Here is an 18,929-nt window from a genome sequence, read left to right on the forward strand (position 1 = left end):
CTACCACAAACTGTTCTCGCTCGTCCGGCGGACGATCTGATTCACGAGGACGAGCATCACGGCGTTGACGACCGAATTGAAGAGGCCGATCGCCGTCGAGAAGCTGTACTGGGCGTCCACGAGGCCCGAGCGGTAGACGAACGTCGAGATGACGTCCGACGAATCCATGTTCAGCGGGTTTTGCAGCAGCAGGATCTTCTCGAAGCCGACGCCGAACAGGCTCCCCATGTTCAGGATGAGCAGGATGGTCATCGTCGGGACGAGCGTCGGAACGTTGATGTGGCGCACGCGCTGGAAGCGCGAGGCCCCGTCGATGACGGCCGCTTCGTGCAGTCCCGGATCGACGCCCGACAGCGCCGCGAGATAGATGATCGTTCCCCAGCCGGCGCTCTGCCAGACGCCCGACAGGACGTACATCGTCTTGAACCAGCGCGGATCGGTCAGAAATTCGGGACTGCCGAATCCGAGCGCTTCGATCAGGCGGACGACCATGCCGGTCGACGGGGTCAGGAAGGTGATGATCATCCCGGCCATGACGACGACCGAAATGAAATGCGGCGCGTACGTCACCGTCTGGGCCAGCTTCTTGAAGAAGCCCGTCCGCACCTCGTTGAAGGCGAGCGCCAAGATGATCGGAATCGGGAAGCCGACGGCCAGCTCGTACAGGCTGATGCTCAGCGTGTTCCAGATCAAGTCCCAGAAATAATAGGAATGGAAGAAACGGACGAAATGATCGAAGCCGGTCCATGCGCTGCCGAAGATGCCCTTGGTCGGCACGTAATTTTTGAACGCGATTTGGATGCCGTACATCGGGCCGTAGGAGAAAATAAGGAAATAGAAGAACGCCGGCGCCACGAAGACGTACAGCTCCCAGTTGCGGGCGATGCTTCGCCAACGCCGTCCCGCCGTCCGCGTTCGGGGAGCGGGGGCGCTTGCGGGAACCGCTTCCGTGTTCTGCATGGAATCACTCCCTTCTTGGATTGTGGTGTCGCTAGCCGCGATTCCCGTAGGTTGATGGAAGCTTAGCTGACCTTGACATCCTCCACGATAGCCGTTTGCGGAAGCGGCTGTAAATATGTCGTTTCCGCCATCCGAGTGAAAGCGTTATATGCCAAGCCCGGAGCGTGATTGACAATCGAACGCAGCAACCCCGCCATATGTCGTTTTTGCTGCCGTTTCCGGCCAGCCGGCCGTCGACAGCAAGTTTGGCCAATCAACGGACGTACGCAGCCGGCCGAACGCAGAGATGACACGATCGGCGAAGAACGCATGAAAGCGATTTTTCCGCGGCAGCAAAAATGACATACAAAAAAGCCGCGCATTGCGCGGCTTGAATGTTAATGACCGATTGCAGTTTTCAGGGATTACCCGAGACGCTTTACTTTCTTCGGTTCCATGTTGGCTTTGAAGATGTCGCGCAGCCGATCGGCGTCCACGAGTCGTTTCGGAATGACCACTCCCTGAAGACGCGAGGTAAACACGGCAAACATCCGATGCGATTCCGTCACTTTATAAATATCGTCCCACTCGATGAGCGAATGGCCGTTCTCCGTGTCAACCTTGATTCCGCGTTCCGAGAACTGAATTTCCTGTACCTTCTGAATCAGTTTATTGCTGTCGTAAGCGCGCTTGGCCTTGATATAACGAACCAGCATGGCCAGGGCGTAAAGCACGATACTAAGCAGAATTCCGATCGGAATGAGATAGGCGAGTTCTTTCATGTCAGAGCCGAACGCTAACGTCGCCGCTACGAAAAAAAGACCAAAGAAACAAGCCTCGATTATGCGTCTCCGCCTGCCGTGATAACCGATAAAATGATGGTAATCTTGGAACGTAAGCTCGTATTTCAAACTCATTACGCTATCGGACGACATCGTGCTCCTCCCGTATGTCATGCATGGTACAGACCGCTTCCAGTATACCAACTTGTCCAAAAATCGGAAACGATTTTTCACTTATCCCGGGCCGTTCCATGCGCATGAACCTTCAAGTGCTTCCGAGCTAAAACGAACCGGCCTATTCGGCCGGTTCGTTCAACCTCTCGTCAGGGCGCTCGTACGTGATCGCGACCTCGATGTCCTGATCGTAATGGCCGAATTGGCGGCCGAGCAGGCTGACGCCGCCGCAGTGGACCGCCGTCTCGGGGCAGGCGATGCGCAGCCGGAGCTCTTCGTTCGGCCGGATGCCCAAATCGGACGGCGTCAGCGCGGATAGCCGGATGCCGTCGAGGAACGTGCCGTCCCGGCGGATCGCGATCGTCTTGAGCAGCCCGTGCTGCGTGCCGTGGTACCACCAATCCGGCGTGAACACGCCCTTCTGGGCGCCGAAGTCGCCGGGGCAGGTCCACGTGCCGAGCTCGCGCCCGTTGATGCCGAAGGTGATGTCGGAGGGCCAGCGCTCGTTGTAGCCCGGCGCCTCCGAACAGATCTCCATCGAGATCGTCACGCTCGACACCGTCTGCCCGCCGACCAAATAATTCGGCACGCGGTACTCCACGTAGCCGCTGCCGAACCAGAGCATCTTCGCTTTCACGTGCTCCGGATCCCAGAAGTACCGGGGGTCGTCCACGATGCCGATCATCGACGTCTCCGACGCCAGGCCGCAGGTCGGCTTGACCTTGAAATCGGTATATTGGCCGACCGGAATCGAGACGTCGTACCGGCTGGCGTCGCGGGCGGCCGGCGCGCGCAGCTGCAGCGTCACGGCGTCCGGCAGCAGCCGGCACACCTTCAGGCGGCCCCGCGTCCCCGAGATGCTCTCCGTGCCGACGATGCCGGCGCTCTCCAGCTTCTGGATATGCTTCGTGACGATGGCGGAGGAGATGCCGAGCGAAGCGGCCAGCTCTTTGATGCTGCGCGGCGCGGCGTCCAGCAGCTCGATGATGCGGACGCGGGTTTCCGACGCGAAGCACTCCAGCAGCGCCATGTTGGCGGTCGTGACGCGAAAGTTCATCAGGCAGCCTCGTTCCTTCGCAATGATTGCCTCATTATATAACCCATAGGTTAATTAATCAACTTATCATTGACGAACTCGTCCGCGGCAAGGCATAATGGGGTCGAGTCTTGAAAGACAGTTATTTTATTAATCTCATAGTTAATTAAATGGGAGGACATGCAGATGGCAGAACAGCTGCGCGCGGAGCATCCGCGTCCGCAATTCATGAGGAACGACTGGTTGAATTTGAACGGGGAATGGGAATTCGAGTTCGACGACGAGCAAGCGGGCGCCGCTGCCGGCTGGCACCTCGGGCAGCAGGCGTTCTCGAAGCGCATCCGCGTGCCTTTCGCCTACCAGAGCAAGCTGAGCGGCATCGGCGATACCGATTTTCACGATACCGTCTGGTACCGCACCGCCTTGAACGTGCCGGCGTCCTTCGCGGGCAAACGGACGCTGCTGCATTTCGGCGCCGTCGACTACGAGGCCTCCGTCTGGGTCAACGGCATCCTGGTCGCGACGCACGAAGGCGGACATACGCCTTTCCGCGCGGACATCACGGACGCCTTGAAAGCCGAGGGCAACGTGCTCGTCGTCAAGGCCGCCGACTACAGCAAGGATTTGACGCTTCCGCGCGGCAAGCAATACTGGCTGCGGGAATCCGCCAGCATCTTCTATACCCGGACGACCGGCATTTGGCAGACCGTCTGGCTGGAAGCCGTGTCCCCGGTTCGCCTCGACAAGGTCAAGATGACGCCGGACATCGACCGGCACGAGATCCGCGTCGCCGCCTTCGTCGCGGGCGCCCAAGCCGATGCCGCTCTCCGCGTCAAGGCAAGCATCACGTATGAAGGGCAGCCCGTCGCCGAGGACGTGTTCTCGGTCCGCGCCGGCCGCTCCTCCGCCGTCCGCGCGATCGGCATCGAGGACTTGAGCGAGCTGAAGATCGGCGGTTACTGGAGCCCGGAGCATCCGCATCTGTACGACGTCGCGTTCACGCTGCTCGACGGCGATAGCGTGCTCGACGAGGTGCACAGCTACTTCGGAATGCGGAAGGTATCGATCGCCGGCGGCAAGCTGTGCCTGAACAACCGGCCGTATTACTTGCGCATGGTGCTGGACCAGGGTTATTTTCCGGACGGCGTGCTGACCCCGCCGAGCGACGAGGCGATCAAGCGCGACGTCGAGCTGACGAAGGCCATGGGCTTCAACGGCGCGCGCAAGCACCAGAAGCTCGAGGATCCGCGCTGGCTGTATTGGTGCGACAAGCTCGGCCTCGCCGTGTGGAGCGAAGCGGCGAACGCGTTCGAGTACAGCGACGAGTACGTGCGCCGCTTCACGAACGAATGGATCGAATCCGTGGACCGCGACTACAACCACCCGTCGATTATCGCTTGGGTGCCGATCAACGAAAGCTGGGGCGTGCCGAACGTTCCCGTCGACAAGCTGCAGCAGCAGCACGCGATGGCCATGTACCATCTCACCAAGTCGCTCGACGAGATGCGCCCCGTCGTCTCCAACGACGGCTGGGAGCTCGTCAAGACGGATCTCTTCAACATTCACGATTACGAATGGCGCCGCGAGGTGCTGATGGACCGCTACAGCACGGCGGAGAAGGCCGTCTCGGCGATGCCGGCCAACCGCGTGCTCGCCGTGGAAGGCTATCCGTACGAAGGCCAGCCGATTCTCGTCTCGGAATTCGGCGGCATCTTCTATAATAAGAGCGAACGCGACGGCTGGGGCTATTCCGCGGCGGCCGACGACGATGACTTCCTGAAGCGGCTGCGCGACGTCGTGCAGCCGATGTATCTGGCCGGCGTCGTGCAGGGCTTCTGCTACACGCAGCTGACGGACGTGGAACAGGAGCTGAACGGGCTCTTGACCTACGACCGCAAGCCGAAGCTGCCGCTCGCCGCGATCAAGGCGGCCGTGGAAGGCCGCTAAGGCGCGAAACCGCCCGCCTTGCGCCCGATACGCGCATAACCGCAAGGCACATCAACCCGAATCGTCACCCTACCACAAGCAAAAAACGCCCGCGGACGCAGTCCGCGGGCGTTCGTTTTCGCTAAACGGCCTTTCTCGCCTTGGCCGGTCTCGGGCGGAATGCCGTCAAGCCTTAATCGATGTCGAGCAGCTCGAGGATGACGCCCAGCTCCTCGGTGCTTTCCAGGTAGGCGTACTTATCGCCGTGCTGGATGAGCGGATAGCCGAATCGCTCCAGCTCGGCCGCGGTTTCGAGCATCCGGTTCTTGGCCTTGAAGGCGATGTGATGCACGCCCGGTCCTTTCTCCGCCAGGAAGTCCTTCCAGGTCGTCGGATCCTCGGTCGGCTCGATGAATTCCACGACCACGTTATCCAGATGAAAGAATGCCAGCTTCACCCTTCCTTCCGTCGGCCGGCCCATGTACGTGACCGTATCGCTGCCGTCCGCGTTGGCCGTCACGACCTGCGGAACCGGAACGTTGAGCAGCTCCGCGAACCGGCTTGCCGCCTTCTGCGCGTCGCGCACGATCATTGCGATCTGACAGACGAACGGCGCTCCCAAAATGGCCTTCTCCATGTTAGTCCTCCTTTTCGTTATCGGGACGTCCGCCGCCGAATCGGCGCTATTCGCCGAGCCGGTAGCTGACGAACGCCAGCCGGCCGCCGTCGGGCGACCAGGAATGGACGTTGAGCGTGCCTTGGCCGCCGAACAAGCCGACCAGCGTGCGGTATGCGCCGCCGGCGCTCGGCATGAGCCGGATTTCGACGTCCTTGTTCGCGGGATGCTCGCCCGGGGCGACGTCGCCCTTGCGGTATGCGAGATACGCGATCGTCCGGCCGTCCGGGGATACGTGCGGAAACCAGCTGTTGCTGTCGTCGTCGAACGTCATTTGCGCTTGGTCGCTTCCGTCCGCGTTCATGCGCCACAGCTGCATAAGCCCCGTCCGCACCGAATTGAACCAGATATGCCGGCCGTCCGGGGAATATTCGGGCCCGTCGTTCAGGCCGGGCGCGTCCGTCAGCCGCGTTTCCACGCCGCCGCTTGCCGGAATTGTGTAAATATCGTACTCGCCGTTCCGCTCTCCGCAGTAGGCGAGCGTGCGCCCGTCGGGCGACCAGCCATGGAGATAGCTGGGCGCCAGCGGCGTGATGAGCGCGGGCTCGCCGCCCCCCGCCGGCAGGACGTAGATGCGGGACCGCCCGTCCTCGCGGGTATGATGGCTGACCGCCAGACGCTCGTGGTCGGGCGAGAGCACATGGTCGTTATTGCACCGGTCCGCATAGCCGGAGTCGATCGGCGACGCTTCGCGCGTCGCGAGATCGAACGCGAAGAGGCGGCCTTGGCCGTTATAGAGAAGCTTCCCGTCCCGCGTCCAGTTCGGCGCTTCGATCCGTTCGTCGAATTCGGCCAGCGCGACGCGTTCGCCGGTCCGTACGTCGACCGTTTCCAATATGCTGGTCACGCGCTGCGGCTCGTTCGGTCGTTTCATTGTCCCGTCTCCTTCGGTTTCGTCTTCCGTTGCAAGCCGGCTATGCGCGGGGCTTGATATTCAGGTTCACGCCCAAGTCGTCCTCGCTGTCGACGATCGTCCAGCTGCTGCCGGGGTAATAACCGATCGTCCGCATCGCGTAGCCCATCTTCTCCAGCTCGCCGACGACGGCGTCCCGCCGCTCCCCGACTTGAAAGCCGAGGTGGTGCACGCCGTTGCCGTGTTTGTCCAGAAACTCCCGGAACGTGCTGGGGCGTTCGTCCGGCTCGTGAAGCTCGATGACGAAGCCGCCGGCCCGGATCACCGCCAGCTTGAGGCCGTAATACGCCGGCTGGCCGCGATACGTCAAGTCCGGATTATGCGAAGGAAGCTGGACGCGGATCTCCGGCACGGGCACGCCGAACAAATTCGCCCACGTCTCGGCGGCTTTCCCAATGTCGTCCACGACGATCGCGATTTGAATGAATCCTTCGAAGCCGATCTGATTTTCCATGGCCTATCCCATCCTTTCGGTCTGCCGCGGGCTTACGCGCCCGCCTTCGCTTCCAACGTGCTTAAGTAGCGCAGATGCTCCGCCATCCGTTCGTCCGCCTTGAACGCGAATCCGAACGTTTCCTCGATGCGGGACACGTCGATCGGCCGCTCCCCGGGCTGCTCGGGACGGCCCTTGTCCTCCAGCGCGATCCGGCTGCCGGAACCGAGCAGCTCGACCGCCATGCCCGCGATTTGCGCCCACGTCCGGAACTCGGTGCTGACGGACGTGTAGTAGCCGCGGTTCAGCGTATCCGAATGAAGCAGCTCGGCGTACACCTTCGCGAGATCGCCCGCCCAGATGAACTGCGTGCCGTCGTTCCGGACGAAGGTCATGTCCTCGCCGGCCAGCGCGCTCCGCACCATCCGGACCAGCTTCAGGTCGGGATAAAGCGGCCCGCCTTCCACGCAAGGATTGCCGAACGTGTAGCCCGGCCGGACGATATTCGCCTGAATCCCGTACTGCGCGGCGATCGCGAGGAGATACGCTTCCGTCGCGGCCTTGGCGGCGCCGTAATAGGACGCCGGCTTGATATAGCCCCTGTCGTCGTGGGGGGCCGAGCCGAAGCTGGCGATCGACGAGGTGAAGATGATTTTGCGCACGCCGGCCTCCGCCGCCAGCTGGAACAACCGGACGGAGGGCATCGTTTCGCGCGTCATGTTGTCCATGGCCGTCCCGTCCAGCCACGCGAGCGCGACGTGCACGCAGGCGTCCTGCCCCGCGAGCGCCGATGCCATGACATCGGCATCATCCATGGAACCGGCGACCAGCCGGATGCGGTCGTGATTGACGAAGGCCGGCACCTTGCCGACGTTCCGCGCCAGCAGCGTCAGCTCGTGGCCGTGCGCCAGCAACTCCTTGACGACGTACGAACCGATGAAGCCGGTCCCTCCCGTTACGAATACGTTCATCGTCTTGCTCCCTTCGCTTATTCTTTGACGCTCCCCATCACGAGCCCGGTCGTGAAATACTTCTGCAGGTACGGATAGATGCACAGAATCGGGATCATCGCGAGGAACATTTGCGCCGCCCCGGTCGTCCGCGCGCTCACGAGCGACAGGTACTTGGACAAATTGCCGCTCAGGTCGGTATTGTTGCGAATGAATTCCTCCGGATTCACGACGACGGTCTGCAGGTACGTCTGGAGCGGATACTTCTCGATCTGGTTCATATAGATCATCCCGTCGAACCAGCTGTTCCAATGATCGACGAACGCGAACAGCGTGACGGTCGCGATCGTCGGCGCCGAGACCGGCAGCACGACCCGGAGCAGCGTCTGCACATGGCCCGCGCCGTCGATGTAGGCCGCCTCCAGCAATTCCTTCGGCAGGCTGCGCATGTAGTTCATGACGACCAGCATGCTGAACACGGGAAGCGCTCCGGGCAGCACGAGCGACCAGACGGAGTCGATCAGTCCGGTGCTCTTCACGACCATGTAGGTCGGGATCAGGCCGGCGTTGAACAGGATGGTCACGACGAAGAACCAGGAGAACAGGCTGCGCGGCCTGAAATCCGTCCTCGACTTGGACAGGGGGTACGCGGTCAGGATGATCAGCAGGAGGTTGATCGGCACGCCGAGCGCCGTCCGGCGCAGCGAAACCAGCAGCGACATGAAGAACTTCGACGTATTCGTGATAAACTCGTACGAGACCGTCGTGAAGCCGACCGGGAAGAACGTCACCTCGCCCGCCGCGACCGCGGTCTTGTCGGAGAACGATACCGCGAGCAAATTAATGAAAGGCGCGATGCACAGCAGCGCGACGACGAGCAAAAATACCAGGTTGGCCGCCAGGAACAGCCTGCGCGGCACCGAAGCCTTGATTCTCATAGTCCTGTCCTCCGTCAGAAGACTTTGTAGCCGGTGAATTTGTCGGCCAAGTAGTAGGACGCCACGATGAAGACGAGCGAGACGCCGGATTTGAACAGGCCCGCGGCCGTGGACAGCGAATATTGCGCCTGCTCGATGCCGAGCCGGAACACGAACGTGTCCAGAATATCGCCGGTGGAATACACCACGGGACTGTACATGTTATAGATCTGGTCGAAGCCGCCGTTCAGGATGTTGGCGAGGCCGAGCACGCTCATCAGGACGACGATCGAGGCGATGCCGGGCAGGGTGATATGCCAGGTTTGACGCCAGCGGTTCGCGCCGTCGATGACCGCGGCCTCGTACAGCGCGGGATCGATGCCCGTCAGCGCCGCCAGGTAGATGACCGAGCCGAAGCCGAAGCTCTTCCAGATGTCCGCGACGACCATCGTGGCCGGGAACGCGTCCGGATTGCCGAGGAAGAAGATCGGCTCGATGCCGAGCTTGGCCAGCAGAACGTTCACGATCCCTTCGCTCGGCGACAGCAGGTTGATCAGAATGCCGGACAGGATGACCCACGACAAGAAATGCGGCAGATAAACCAGCGTCTGGAAGACGCGCTTGGCGAGCAGGCTCCGGACTTCGTTCAGCAGCAGCGCGAACGCGACCGGCACGACGACGCCCGCGATCATTTTGGAGAGGGCGATCACGACCGTATTGCGGATGACCGGCCCGATGTTGGGCATGGAAAACAGCGTATCGAAGTTTTTGAATCCGACCCACTGCTGGGGGCCGAACAGCCCTTTCGCCGGGATGAATTTCTGGAACGCGATCACGACGCCGGCCATGGAGCCGTAGCTGTAGACGGCCACCAGCACGACGGCGGGAAGCAGCATGGCGTAGAGCGGCAGCTCCCGCATCAGCTTGTCTTTTCGTTTCAGGCTCGCGAACATCCTTGCCACCGCCTTTGGTAGGGTAAGCGAAGCGCGGCCGCCGCGGCGCCGGCCGAACGTCCGGCCGGCGGCCGCGCTTCGCCATCGGGTGGGAACTATTTCGCCGGATACATCCGATCCAGCTCGTCGAGCGTCTGCTGGCCGCCCGCTTTCAGCCACTGCTGCACGAAGCCGTCGAAGGAATCGACGGGCTTGGCGCCGGTGATGATGTCGGTAAAGGCCGTAATCGTCAAGGTATCGAGCGACGCCACGTTCGTCAGCCACGTTTCCGGTCGCTGAATGCCCAGAATGCTCTGGACGATCGCGTTATCGGGCATGTATCTGTTCAGGACGATGGGCAGCGAGCCCGATTTGGACATCTGGCCCCACGTGCCGAACGCGTTGTCGTCCTTGGCGAGCGAGCCGTCCTCGAAGCCTTTGATATAGTCGTACAGCGGCTTCGCGGCCGGCGCGAGGCCGTCGGAGGAGCCTTTGTCGAACGCCTTCAGCAGATCGGCCGCGTACACCTCGCCCGGTTGGTCGATATAGAGGGGGGACAGGCGGTACTGCTCGTCGGCCCAGTACTTGAGATAATCGTCCTTCGACGAGTAATTCACGGTTTGGTCGTACAAGTCGAGGATTTTGATCGCCGCTTCGGGATGCTTGTAGCCGGCGCTGACCATCGTCATCTGGCCGACGGCATTGCTCTCGATGCCGATTTTGTAGTCGTAGCCCGCTTCCGTCGGGATCGCGTACGGATGCACGATGACGCCGTCCTTCTTGTACACGTTGTTGTAGGGGTACCAGGTTCCCCAGTTGCTGCCGTACGCCATCCCGATCTTGCCGCTCGTGATGTCCTCGACGAGCGCCGACTCGTTCTTGGACGTGAATTCTTTATTGATGAAGCCCTTCTTGTACATGTCGGCGAGCACGGCGAGCGCCTTCTTCGTGTTCGGCTGGATCCAGCTGAACGTCATCTTGCCGTTCTCGTCGCGGTAGAACATGCTCTCGTCCCTGCCCGGAACGCCGAACGCGGACACGAGGCCGAGGATGCTGCCGTGATTCTGGCGGATGAGATCCTTGTTGAGGGCGAGCCCGTACGTGTCGCCGTCGATGCCGTTGCCGTCCGGGTCGCCGGTCGCGAACTTCTCGGCCAGCGCGACCATCTCCTCGACCGTCTTCGGCGGCTCCGAGTGGGTGTTCTTCAGCCAATCCTCCCGGATCCACAAAAACTGCGCTTCGTGGAAGTTGTCGTTCATGCGCGGGATGGCGTACAGCTTGCCGTCGATGGTGGCGCCGGCGAACGAATCGGCGAACCGCTCCTTGTACGCTTTGAGCGAATCCGAAGCGTACTTGTCGAAGACGTCGGTCAAATCGGCCAGCTGCCCGCTCTGCGCCAGCTGCAGGAAGACGTTCGCGTCCTGCGTCTTGAACACGTCGGGCAGGTCGCCGGAAGCGATGACGGCGTTGAGCTTGTTTTTATACGCGTCGGTGCTGCTGTCGGCGGAGAAAGCCACCTTCAGATCGATGTTGAGTTTGTCCTTGATCAACTGGCTCCACCGGTTGTCCTCCCACGTATCGCCGTCCAGCAGCTTGGAAGCGGCCGCCGTTTGCACGGCCCACGACATCGTGACCGGCTTGCCGTAAGGGGCCGTCGGATTCGCGGGATCCATGCCGGCGTCGGCGCTTCCCGCGTTCTCTTGCGCGCCCTCCGCCCCCGTCCCCGCGCCGGAATTGTCAGCGGTTTCACAAGCGGAGAGAGCCAACACCATGAGCAAGCCTGCCAGAACGTGCGGTAAGACGCCTCCGGGTCTCCTCTTCTTCACGTACAACTCCTCCTTATCGTCTATGCGATCTTGACTGAATCCTATCGCCGGCGCTGCAGCTGCGCTTGCTTCCGGCCGCCGTCTCCTTTCTTTGCCCAAAATGTCCATAAACACGCGTTTATTTCCAGTGATACAGGACCCCCTATTTACGCGAAAACCAAGCCCTGTTCTACGATCGAATTTGCTGCCAGGCAGGCTAAAATGCCGGAAACACGCCGAAAAACAAGCATTTCCACCACGCCCGTTCCGGTTGCTCCCCTTCTTATCCGGACTATGGAACAGGCCGAACTCAATGACAGGGTTGGCAGCAATTTACGCATTTGGCATAAACACGTGTCCACGAGCCCATCATACACAACGAATAAAAACGCTGTCAATCTCTAAATTATAAGGTTTTCCCAAAACATTCGGACCGATTCAGAAATTTGAATTGAATAAACACGCGTTTATATTATATAATGACTTGAAACTTCTCCCAATCGGGCGCTGTCCGCGTTCGCCGTTTCGAACACGCGCGTCGTTCCGAAAAGCAGCCATGCGGCAAGGAGGTCAACCTGATGACGAACGACGAAGGGTTTCGCCCATTGTTCGACGGCCGCACGCTTGCGGGCTGGCATGCCGTCCCGCGCCTGCCCGTCCCCCGCTACCCCGGCGGACCCGGCCCGGACAAAGGCGCCGAAGCTTACAAGAAGGCAGCGGCGACGTCGGGCAAGTGGACGGTCGAGGACGGCGCGATCGCGGGCCGGCAGGATCCGCCCGGATGCGGATACGGCGGTTATCTGGTCAGCGACGGCCTGTACGGCGATTTCGAATTGGAAGCGGAAGCACGGCCCGACTGGCCCGCGGATACCGGCATTCTCGTGCGCGCTTCCGCGTTGGGCTCGCAAGGCTTCCAGATCTTGCTCGATCATCGCCGTTCCGGAAATATCGGCGGCCTGTACGGCAACGGCATCGGCGGCTTTCACGGCATTTCGTTTACCCTGGACGCCGTATACGACGAACATGGCAAGCCGGTCGGGCTGCAGCTGGAAGATCCCGCGGCTTCCATCGAGCCGCTCACGTCCGACAAGCCGGCGATTCTGGACTACGCCGCTTCCGGCGAGGACTTTCTGTCCGTCTGGAAATGGGACGATTGGAATACGTTCCGCATTCGCGTGGAAGGGGCGTCGCCGCGAATCACCGTCCACGTGAACGGCCTGAAGGTCGCCGAGCTGGACGCGGCCGCCTTGCAGCATCCGTCCTACGACGCCGCCGCGGTCCGGGAGCTGCTGGGCGTAAGAGGCCACGTCGCCTTCGAAATTCACGACAACGATCCCGGCATGGGCGCCGCCCGCTGGGGGCCGAACGCAGCCTGCAGGTGGCGCGGCATCCGGATCCGGGAACTATAGGCCCGCGACCCGGACCGGCTCGGCGTCTGCCAGGCGCCGCTTATTGCCGCATGCGCCGGATTTACCTCCCCGGCTTTGCGCCAGCGTTGCGCCGGTTGCCCCGGTTGCGCCCCGCGCCGGTTGCCTCGCTTGCGCCGGCAGCGCAAAAAGACCCGCGGCGATGCCGCGAGTCTTTTTTGGCGCGTCGAGCGAAATCGCGATAACGCGCTTGACGCAGTGGTTGGCGTACGAATCCGCCCGACCGGCGCCGGATCAAACTCTCCGGCACGAATCTCTGACGACCAGACTGCAATCGAGCGTGATTTCTTTCGCGCCGGGCGATTTCTGCTCGATTTTCGTAATCAAGTACGCCGTCATGCGTTTCAGCATGTCGCCGAGGTCGACGCGAATCGTCGTCAGGGCCGGGTGATGCTTCTCGCTCAGGGCATGATCGTCGAAGCCGATGATGGAGATATCGTCGGGCACGCGCAAGCCCCGTTCCTTGAGCGCCCGGATGGCGCCGAAAGCCACGCTGTCGTTGGCCGCCACGATGGCCGTCGGCAAATCCTCCCGCCGGTCCAGCAGCGTCTGGATCGCTTCGTACCCGCCCGCTTCGTTAAAGTCGCCGTCGAGCACCCATCTCGGGTTCGCCTGAAGGCCGCACATGCGCATCGCCATCTTGAAGCCCTCGAATTTGGTCACGCCCGACAGCCGCTTCATGTCGCCGTTAATGATGCCGATGTTCGTATGGCCGAGCCCGGCCAAATAGGCCACGGCCTGCTTCATGCCCGAATCGTTGTTGAAATTGAGCACGATCCGGTTCGGCTCCGGATGCTCCGGAAGCTCCTGATCGACGACGCCGATCGCGAACCCTTCGGCGATCAGTTCCTCGATGAACGGCTCGGGATTGTCCGCGCCGATGAAGATGCCGCCGTCGATGCGGCGCTGATAGAAGATCTCCCGGACCCCTTTGACCAGCTCGGCATCCTTCGCGTCGCGGAGAATATGGGTCAGCACGTAGTAGCCGTATTCGGACGCATGCTCGATGACGCTTACGATGAGCATGTTGGTCAAGATGTCGCCGGACACCCTGCCCTGCTCGATCATGAAAAGCCCGATCGTGCGCGAACGCTTGCCGGCGAGCACTTGGGCGGAGGCGTTCGGGAAATAATTATGTTCCTCGATCACTTTCAACACTTTGTCGCGCGTCTCCGGGGGCACATTGGCGTAATTGTTGATGACCCGGCTTACCGTGCTTCTGGAAACCCCGGCTAGCCGAGCGATCTCCGTGCTGTTGATGTCCGTTTTTTTCATCCAACCATCCTTTATCATGAACGCGTGTTTACGTGGTAATGATACACATCCGGCTTCTCGATTGTCAATCTATTTCGCATAACGGCAGGCATTCACAGGCATTTTGAATATTATTAACAGGGAAACTCTTGCATAAACGCGTGTTTATGGTAAGCTAGACACAGTTTGAAGGCACCTGCTACATGACACTCCTCGCAAAGGATGGGATAACGATGCGTCTTGGCGGTCAAGTGTTTGTAAACGAACAAAATCCGGAGACTTGGGCGATTGCCTTGAAGGAAGCCGGCTTCCGCGCGGCGACATGTCCGGTCGGCGGCGATGAAGACGACTCCGAGCTCGATGCGTACATGGCGATGGCGCGTCGGCACGACATCTTGATCGCCGAAGTCGGCGCCTGGAGCAACCCGGTCAGCCGGGACGACGAGACGAGACGGAAGGCCGTCGGCTATTGCAAACGGCGGCTCGCGCTGGCCGAACGAATCGGAGCGCGCTGCTGCGTCAACATCTCGGGCTCGCGCGGGGAACAATGGGACGGTCCCGACCCCGACAATTTCACCAAGGACACCTACGCCCTGATCGTGGATACGGTCCGCGAGATCATCGACGCCGTCAAGCCGGAGCGAACGGTCTTCGCGCTGGAAATGATGCCGTGGGCCCTGCCCGATTCCGCGGACGCTTACCTGTCGCTCGTGCGATCGATCGACCGGACGGGTTTCGGCGTGCATTTCGATCCCGTCAACATCATCAGCAGCCCCCGCGCCTATTACCGCAACGGCGACATCATCCGCGACTTCTTCGCCAAGCTGGGTCCTTACATCCGCAACTGCCACGCCAAGGACATCCTCCTGCGCGGAAGCTTGACCGTGCATCTGGACGAAGTGCGGCCGGGCCTGGGCCGGCTGGATTATCGGACGTTCCTGGCCGAACTGAACCGGCTGCATCCCGATACGCCGCTGATGATCGAGCATCTGTCGACGAACGAAGACTACCGCGAAGCGGCCTCCCACCTCTCCGGGGTCGCCGCGGAGCTCGGGATCGCGCTATGAAGGGAAGCCTGAACGACGCGGAGCTGCTCGAGGCGCTCGCGCGGGAAGAAGCCGAGCTGCAATTCGACGCGTTCACGAACGACACCGCCCTGCGGCTCGGACTGGAGCTCGCCGACCGGGCGACGGCGTCGGGACAAGCCGTGACGATCGACATCCGAAGAGGTTCCCAGCAGCTCTTCCATTACGCTTGTCCGGGAACCTCCGCCGATAACGACGACTGGGCGGCGCGGAAAGCGCGCGTCGCGGAGCGCTTCCTTTGCAGCTCCTACCGGCTGGAAGTCGAGCTGCGCGCATCGGGCCGGACGGTCGCCGAACGCTATTTTCTCGATCCGTCCATGTATGCGCCCTACAACGGCGCATTTCCGATTCGCGTGCGCGGCGCGGGCGCGATCGGCACGATCGCCGTAAGCGGCTTGCCCGGAGACGGCGATCACCGGCTGATCGCGTCGGTGCTCAGCGACTATCTCGCGGCGGATCGGTAACGAACGTCTCGTCCGGGATCGGCTCCTCCGGAACCGGCTCATCGGCGTCGCGGCGGGATGCGCGGCGCCGCCCTCTTTTCGCCGTCCTCACCGGGACCGGCCTGTTCATGCCGGTCCTCTTCATCCTGAAGCGGGTGCCCGCGAGGCGGCTTCGCGTTCGGGAACAACTCGCCCCACGTCTCGACCGGGATGCCGCGAAGCACGCGAAAGACCCGATTCCCGCCCATCCCGCCTTCATCCGCCGCCTCCACGTCGGACCCGCTCCTCCGCGGAAGGCCGATCCCGCTCGTCCCGCCATGCAGCCGCCGGACGAATTGCCCGAGGCGGACGCACATGCGGCCGAGCCCCGCGTCGTCAAGCTCTTCCGGCAGCATGGGGCCGTACAGGTCGCAGCTTGTCCGCTCAAGGCTCATCCTGGCGCACAGCCGGCAGGTCGCTTGCGGGTTCGTCATGACGCTTTCCCCCTCCCTTTGGCAACTCGGAGCCTTATTCGGCCGCCGTCAGCCGCGCCTGGCGGAACTTGACGAAGCTGCCGATTCGCCACACGCTTACGTACGCGAACGCCAGCACCATCGTCAGCAGCGTGAATTCGGTATAATCCAGCCCTTTGAAGTACTCCGACAGCGCAATCCGAATGACGACGATCGCGATAAGGACGTATTTGAAATTTTTATTCGGCTTCGCGTACACGAGCCCGTCCGCCAGCTTCTCGTACCCGGTATGGTACAGCATGATCGACCCGAGGCCGCAGCCGACCAGCAAGGCGCACAGCAGCTCCCAGGCGGCCGGCATATGGAACGGATGATCCGGAATCTGCGTCAGCGCGTTGATGCCGAAGCCGAACGCGGCCAACAGCACGAAAACGGGCATCAGCATGCCGATGCCGTTGTTCCGAACCGGCCGGCGCTTCCCCCGGGATCTCAGCCAAATCACCAGCACGATGACGACGGCGGCGATGCCGTAGCCGATGAATGTCGACGCGTCCATGAAACCACTCCTTTGTTCATATCGGGAGAACTAAAAATAAAGTAAATATATATATATCATAATTGATATAGATCAACGAATGAATCGATGGTAATCCGAAAACTAGTTTTGGATTGCTTGTAAACATAGTAAACAATTATGTATTTATCGTCAAGAGAACTGCAATTCCTGATCTTGTACCTCGCAAGAAAGCGTCCTATGTATATAGACGCAGCGCAAGCGCCGGATAGTTCGTCTACCACGGGCCGGAAACCGAAATCATTTCCTTTAGGAGGCTTACGGTTACGGTCTGGTCTATTCTTTACTATGAACAAAAGGCGGCGACTCATGTATCGCCCCTCCCATACTGCCGCGGATCCGGACTGCGACGCGGGCTTTGGCGTGTTCGATCGGCGACAGCGGCAACGGCAATCGCAATCGCGCCAGGTCTAGCCAAAAAAAAGAGCAGCCGAATTCGGCTGCTCTTTCGTAGCGCGGCGAGGCGCCATCATTAGCGTAGGCGGATCGTCCTTTGACCGGTCTTCGGTCGGCGAACAAGAGCGCCGCGCCGCCGCTTCGGCCGCGACGGCATCGTCATGCCGAGAGCAGCGCCGCGGCGTCCGCCGCGCAAGCTTCGCCATGCGTCCGCTTAGCGAGCGGCGCCCCCGCCGCGGCTCAGGCGGGAATGCCCGATAGCCATGCGATCGCTTGATTCAGCTCCGGGAACGGGTGCAGCAGCTCGGTCTGCTCCGCCGTCACCGCGTTCCGATGCTCGGACTTCGTCGTGATCAGCGGATTGGCGAAATCCGGCAACGCGGCGGCCGCGTACCGAATGCCCGCTTCCGCGAGCCGGGCGCTCCATTCCTCGGTCATCCGGCGCGCGTCCTGCGGCGACAGCCCGGCGAGATGGCGGGTGTCGACGAGCACTTTGCGCGCCCGCTTCGCCTTCGCCAGCTCGATCGCACGGGTCATGACGGCGCTCAGCCGGTCCATCTCCGCCATGGCATGCCAGCGAATGACGACCGCCTCCAGCACATCGTCCCAGAACACGTAAGCCTCATCGGAAAAATAATGCGTCATTCGAATCGTCCTCCTTATTCGCTGCATCTGCAATCATTATATTTAGATTTAGTTTAAATATTCCTTGTTCATTCATCTTACCACGGCGGGTCGTCCGCATCATGAAGATCGGATGAAACTTCGCGCGCCGCGCCGAAAAACTCCCGCGACCGCTCGCGGGAGTCCTGCCGGGCACCGATGGCCGGCGCTTCCTTCATTCGAAGACGAAATCCGCGTCGTTCAAGGGCTCGACGTGAATCGTCCGGACGTAGCCGTTCCCCTTCTTGGAGAAGAAGTCGTGCTGCTTCGTCTTCGTGCTGATGCCGTTGAACACGATCGGGTTGATGTCCTCGTCCGGGAAAGCGGGCTCGAGGCCGAGGTTCATCAGCGCCTTGTTGGCGTTGTAGCGCACGAACGTCTTCACCTCGTCGACCAGTCCGATCGCCCCGTACAATTCCTCGGTGTAGCGCATTTCGTTCTCGTGCAGCTCGTGCAGCAGACCGAGCAATTCTTCCTGCGCCTGCGCCCGCTCCGCCTCGCCGAGCGCCGCGAACGTCTCCTGCGCGAGCACGCCGACGTAAACGCCGTGAATGCTTTCGTCCCGCAGAATCAAGTCGATGATTTCGCCGCTGCTCGTCATTTTCCCCTGCCCCGCGAGATAGAGCGGATAGAAGAAGCCGCTGTAGAACAAGTAGCTTTCCAGCAGCACGGAGGCCGCCATCGCGAGATAAAGGCTCTTGCCCGTCGCGATCGTGCGGTAATACCCGGCGATCCGCTCCGCCTTCGCCTGCAGACGGGGGTTCTCCTCGACCCAGCGAAAGACGGCGTCGATCTCCTCCGTCGACGCGAGCGTCGTGAAGATGCTGCTGTACGACTTGGCGTGGATTTGCTCCATCATCCCCATGAATCCGAGCACGGCTTTGCGCTGCAAGCCGTCGACGTGCTCGAGGATCTTCGGCATGCCGACGCCGCCCTGCACCGTGTCGAGCAGCGTAAGGCCGCCGAGCGCCTTCATGTACGTCTCGCGCTCCGCCCCGCTCAGCTCGATCCAGGACATTTTGTCGTCGGACAGCGGGATTTCGTCGTCGGTCCAAAACTGCATAATATTTTGATTCCAAAACTGGCTCGTGAAATCGTCGTCCGGGCGATTCCAATTAACGGCTTTCATGGCACACATGGCGGCTCTTCTCC

General features: G+C 61.2%; 19 protein-coding genes. 4 read left to right on the top strand and 15 right to left on the bottom strand.

Annotated elements, in window-relative coordinates; translation table 11 throughout:
* The 3 genes from BMZ79_RS31500 to BMZ79_RS31510 form a co-directional block, all read right to left on the bottom strand.
* The gene (locus BMZ79_RS31500) at positions 1-960 is read right to left on the bottom strand and encodes an ABC transporter permease (RefSeq protein ID WP_090648639.1); all 960 of its coding nucleotides are present in this window, start codon (positions 958-960) and stop codon (positions 1-3) included.
* Between the two features lie 404 nt (positions 961-1,364).
* Positions 1,365-1,856 (bottom strand): YcxB family protein, encoded by a 492-nt coding sequence (locus tag BMZ79_RS31505; protein ID WP_218154853.1) that lies wholly within the window; start codon positions 1,854-1,856, stop codon positions 1,365-1,367.
* 160 nt (positions 1,857-2,016) lie between these two features.
* Positions 2,017-2,952, bottom strand: a complete 936-nt coding sequence (locus BMZ79_RS31510) for an ArsR/SmtB family transcription factor (protein WP_090648644.1) — start codon at positions 2,950-2,952, stop codon at positions 2,017-2,019.
* Between the two features lie 165 nt (positions 2,953-3,117).
* Here BMZ79_RS31510 and BMZ79_RS31515 point away from each other — a divergent pair, with 165 nt between their 5' ends.
* Complete coding sequence (locus BMZ79_RS31515; protein ID WP_090648646.1) at positions 3,118-4,878, top strand: glycoside hydrolase family 2 protein; 1,761 nt, start codon at positions 3,118-3,120, stop codon at positions 4,876-4,878.
* Between the two features lie 172 nt (positions 4,879-5,050).
* Here BMZ79_RS31515 and BMZ79_RS31520 read toward each other — a convergent pair whose 3' ends face one another.
* The 7 genes from BMZ79_RS31520 to BMZ79_RS31550 all read right to left on the bottom strand — a co-directional run bounded on the left by BMZ79_RS31520 (position 5,051) and on the right by BMZ79_RS31550 (position 11,504).
* Positions 5,051-5,494: a VOC family protein gene (locus BMZ79_RS31520; RefSeq protein WP_090648649.1), complete on the bottom strand. Its 444-nt coding sequence runs from the start codon at positions 5,492-5,494 to the stop codon at positions 5,051-5,053.
* A gap of 46 nt (positions 5,495-5,540) precedes the next feature.
* Entirely contained in the window at positions 5,541-6,407 is an 867-nt protein-coding gene (locus tag BMZ79_RS31525) for a TolB family protein (protein WP_090648652.1), read from the bottom strand.
* A 40-nt stretch (positions 6,408-6,447) separates the two neighbouring features.
* Positions 6,448-6,900: a VOC family protein gene (locus tag BMZ79_RS31530; RefSeq protein WP_090648654.1), complete on the bottom strand. Its 453-nt coding sequence runs from the start codon at positions 6,898-6,900 to the stop codon at positions 6,448-6,450.
* A gap of 32 nt (positions 6,901-6,932) precedes the next feature.
* A complete protein-coding gene (locus BMZ79_RS31535; RefSeq protein WP_090648657.1) occupies positions 6,933-7,850 on the bottom strand; it encodes an NAD-dependent epimerase/dehydratase family protein in 918 nt (305 codons plus the stop codon).
* A gap of 17 nt (positions 7,851-7,867) precedes the next feature.
* Positions 7,868-8,767, bottom strand: a complete 900-nt coding sequence (locus BMZ79_RS31540; protein WP_090648659.1) for a carbohydrate ABC transporter permease — start codon at positions 8,765-8,767, stop codon at positions 7,868-7,870.
* 14 nt (positions 8,768-8,781) lie between these two features.
* A complete protein-coding gene (locus tag BMZ79_RS31545; protein WP_090648662.1) occupies positions 8,782-9,699 on the bottom strand; it encodes an ABC transporter permease in 918 nt (305 codons plus the stop codon).
* A 95-nt stretch (positions 9,700-9,794) separates the two neighbouring features.
* The gene (locus BMZ79_RS31550) at positions 9,795-11,504 is read right to left on the bottom strand and encodes an extracellular solute-binding protein (RefSeq protein ID WP_177222454.1); all 1,710 of its coding nucleotides are present in this window, start codon (positions 11,502-11,504) and stop codon (positions 9,795-9,797) included.
* 557 nt (positions 11,505-12,061) lie between these two features.
* Between BMZ79_RS31550 and BMZ79_RS31555 the strand changes: the two genes are divergently transcribed.
* The gene (locus tag BMZ79_RS31555; protein WP_090648667.1) at positions 12,062-12,892 is read left to right on the top strand and encodes a 3-keto-disaccharide hydrolase; all 831 of its coding nucleotides are present in this window, start codon (positions 12,062-12,064) and stop codon (positions 12,890-12,892) included.
* Positions 12,893-13,144: 252 nt separating this feature from the next.
* On the opposite strand, the gene BMZ79_RS31560 is transcribed toward BMZ79_RS31555, so the two are convergent.
* On the bottom strand, positions 13,145-14,185 hold the full coding sequence (locus BMZ79_RS31560; RefSeq protein WP_090648671.1) for a LacI family DNA-binding transcriptional regulator: 1,041 nt from the start codon (positions 14,183-14,185) through the stop codon (positions 13,145-13,147).
* Positions 14,186-14,397: 212 nt separating this feature from the next.
* On the opposite strand from BMZ79_RS31560, the gene BMZ79_RS31565 reads away from it, so the two are divergent.
* Positions 14,398-15,231: a sugar phosphate isomerase/epimerase family protein gene (locus BMZ79_RS31565; protein ID WP_090648673.1), complete on the top strand. Its 834-nt coding sequence runs from the start codon at positions 14,398-14,400 to the stop codon at positions 15,229-15,231.
* A complete protein-coding gene (locus tag BMZ79_RS31570) occupies positions 15,228-15,713 on the top strand; it encodes a heme-degrading domain-containing protein (RefSeq protein ID WP_090648675.1) in 486 nt (161 codons plus the stop codon). Before BMZ79_RS31565 ends, BMZ79_RS31570 begins: the two co-directional genes overlap by 4 nt.
* 38 nt (positions 15,714-15,751) lie before the next feature.
* On the opposite strand, the gene BMZ79_RS31575 is transcribed toward BMZ79_RS31570, so the two are convergent.
* The 4 genes from BMZ79_RS31575 to nrdF form a co-directional block, all read right to left on the bottom strand.
* Positions 15,752-16,165: a hypothetical protein gene (locus tag BMZ79_RS31575; protein ID WP_090648678.1), complete on the bottom strand. Its 414-nt coding sequence runs from the start codon at positions 16,163-16,165 to the stop codon at positions 15,752-15,754.
* A 34-nt stretch (positions 16,166-16,199) separates the two neighbouring features.
* Positions 16,200-16,700: a CcdC protein domain-containing protein gene (locus tag BMZ79_RS31580; protein ID WP_090648681.1), complete on the bottom strand. Its 501-nt coding sequence runs from the start codon at positions 16,698-16,700 to the stop codon at positions 16,200-16,202.
* Positions 16,701-17,354: 654 nt separating this feature from the next.
* Positions 17,355-17,759 carry a hypothetical protein gene (locus BMZ79_RS31585; protein ID WP_090648683.1) on the bottom strand — a complete coding sequence of 135 codons (405 nt, stop codon included), beginning with the start codon at positions 17,757-17,759 and terminating at the stop codon, positions 17,355-17,357.
* A 193-nt stretch (positions 17,760-17,952) separates the two neighbouring features.
* Positions 17,953-18,915, bottom strand: coding sequence for a class 1b ribonucleoside-diphosphate reductase subunit beta (nrdF, locus tag BMZ79_RS31590; RefSeq protein ID WP_177222455.1), 963 nt, complete (start codon positions 18,913-18,915; stop codon positions 17,953-17,955).
* Positions 18,916-18,929: the final 14 nt, after the last annotated feature.

The organism is Paenibacillus sp. UNC496MF, assembly GCF_900113915.1.
Taxonomy (GTDB): Bacteria; Bacillota; Bacilli; order Paenibacillales; family Paenibacillaceae; genus Paenibacillus_Z; species Paenibacillus_Z artemisiicola.

Excerpts from the sequence above, each read along its gene's own strand:
- BMZ79_RS31570 (WP_090648675.1), top strand. The coding sequence starts at position 15,228 with ATGAAGGGAAGCCTGAACGACGCGGAGCTGCTCGAGGCGCTCGCGCGG.
- BMZ79_RS31540 (WP_090648659.1), bottom strand. The coding sequence starts at position 8,767 with ATGAGAATCAAGGCTTCGGTGCCGCGCAGGCTGTTCCTGGCGGCCAAC.
- BMZ79_RS31525 (WP_090648652.1), bottom strand. The coding sequence starts at position 6,407 with ATGAAACGACCGAACGAGCCGCAGCGCGTGACCAGCATATTGGAAACG.
- BMZ79_RS31500 (WP_090648639.1), bottom strand. The coding sequence starts at position 960 with ATGCAGAACACGGAAGCGGTTCCCGCAAGCGCCCCCGCTCCCCGAACG.
- nrdF (WP_177222455.1), bottom strand. The coding sequence starts at position 18,915 with ATGTGTGCCATGAAAGCCGTTAATTGGAATCGCCCGGACGACGATTTC.
- BMZ79_RS31530 (WP_090648654.1), bottom strand. The coding sequence starts at position 6,900 with ATGGAAAATCAGATCGGCTTCGAAGGATTCATTCAAATCGCGATCGTC.
- BMZ79_RS31545 (WP_090648662.1), bottom strand. The coding sequence starts at position 9,699 with ATGTTCGCGAGCCTGAAACGAAAAGACAAGCTGATGCGGGAGCTGCCG.
- BMZ79_RS31580 (WP_090648681.1), bottom strand. The coding sequence starts at position 16,700 with ATGGACGCGTCGACATTCATCGGCTACGGCATCGCCGCCGTCGTCATC.
- BMZ79_RS31585 (WP_090648683.1), bottom strand. The coding sequence starts at position 17,759 with ATGACGCATTATTTTTCCGATGAGGCTTACGTGTTCTGGGACGATGTG.
- BMZ79_RS31560 (WP_090648671.1), bottom strand. The coding sequence starts at position 14,185 with ATGAAAAAAACGGACATCAACAGCACGGAGATCGCTCGGCTAGCCGGG.
- BMZ79_RS31575 (WP_090648678.1), bottom strand. The coding sequence starts at position 16,165 with ATGACGAACCCGCAAGCGACCTGCCGGCTGTGCGCCAGGATGAGCCTT.
- BMZ79_RS31535 (WP_090648657.1), bottom strand. The coding sequence starts at position 7,850 with ATGAACGTATTCGTAACGGGAGGGACCGGCTTCATCGGTTCGTACGTC.
- BMZ79_RS31565 (WP_090648673.1), top strand. The coding sequence starts at position 14,398 with ATGCGTCTTGGCGGTCAAGTGTTTGTAAACGAACAAAATCCGGAGACT.
- BMZ79_RS31510 (WP_090648644.1), bottom strand. The coding sequence starts at position 2,952 with ATGAACTTTCGCGTCACGACCGCCAACATGGCGCTGCTGGAGTGCTTC.
- BMZ79_RS31555 (WP_090648667.1), top strand. The coding sequence starts at position 12,062 with ATGACGAACGACGAAGGGTTTCGCCCATTGTTCGACGGCCGCACGCTT.
- BMZ79_RS31505 (WP_218154853.1), bottom strand. The coding sequence starts at position 1,856 with ATGAGTTTGAAATACGAGCTTACGTTCCAAGATTACCATCATTTTATC.
- BMZ79_RS31515 (WP_090648646.1), top strand. The coding sequence starts at position 3,118 with ATGGCAGAACAGCTGCGCGCGGAGCATCCGCGTCCGCAATTCATGAGG.
- BMZ79_RS31520 (WP_090648649.1), bottom strand. The coding sequence starts at position 5,494 with ATGGAGAAGGCCATTTTGGGAGCGCCGTTCGTCTGTCAGATCGCAATG.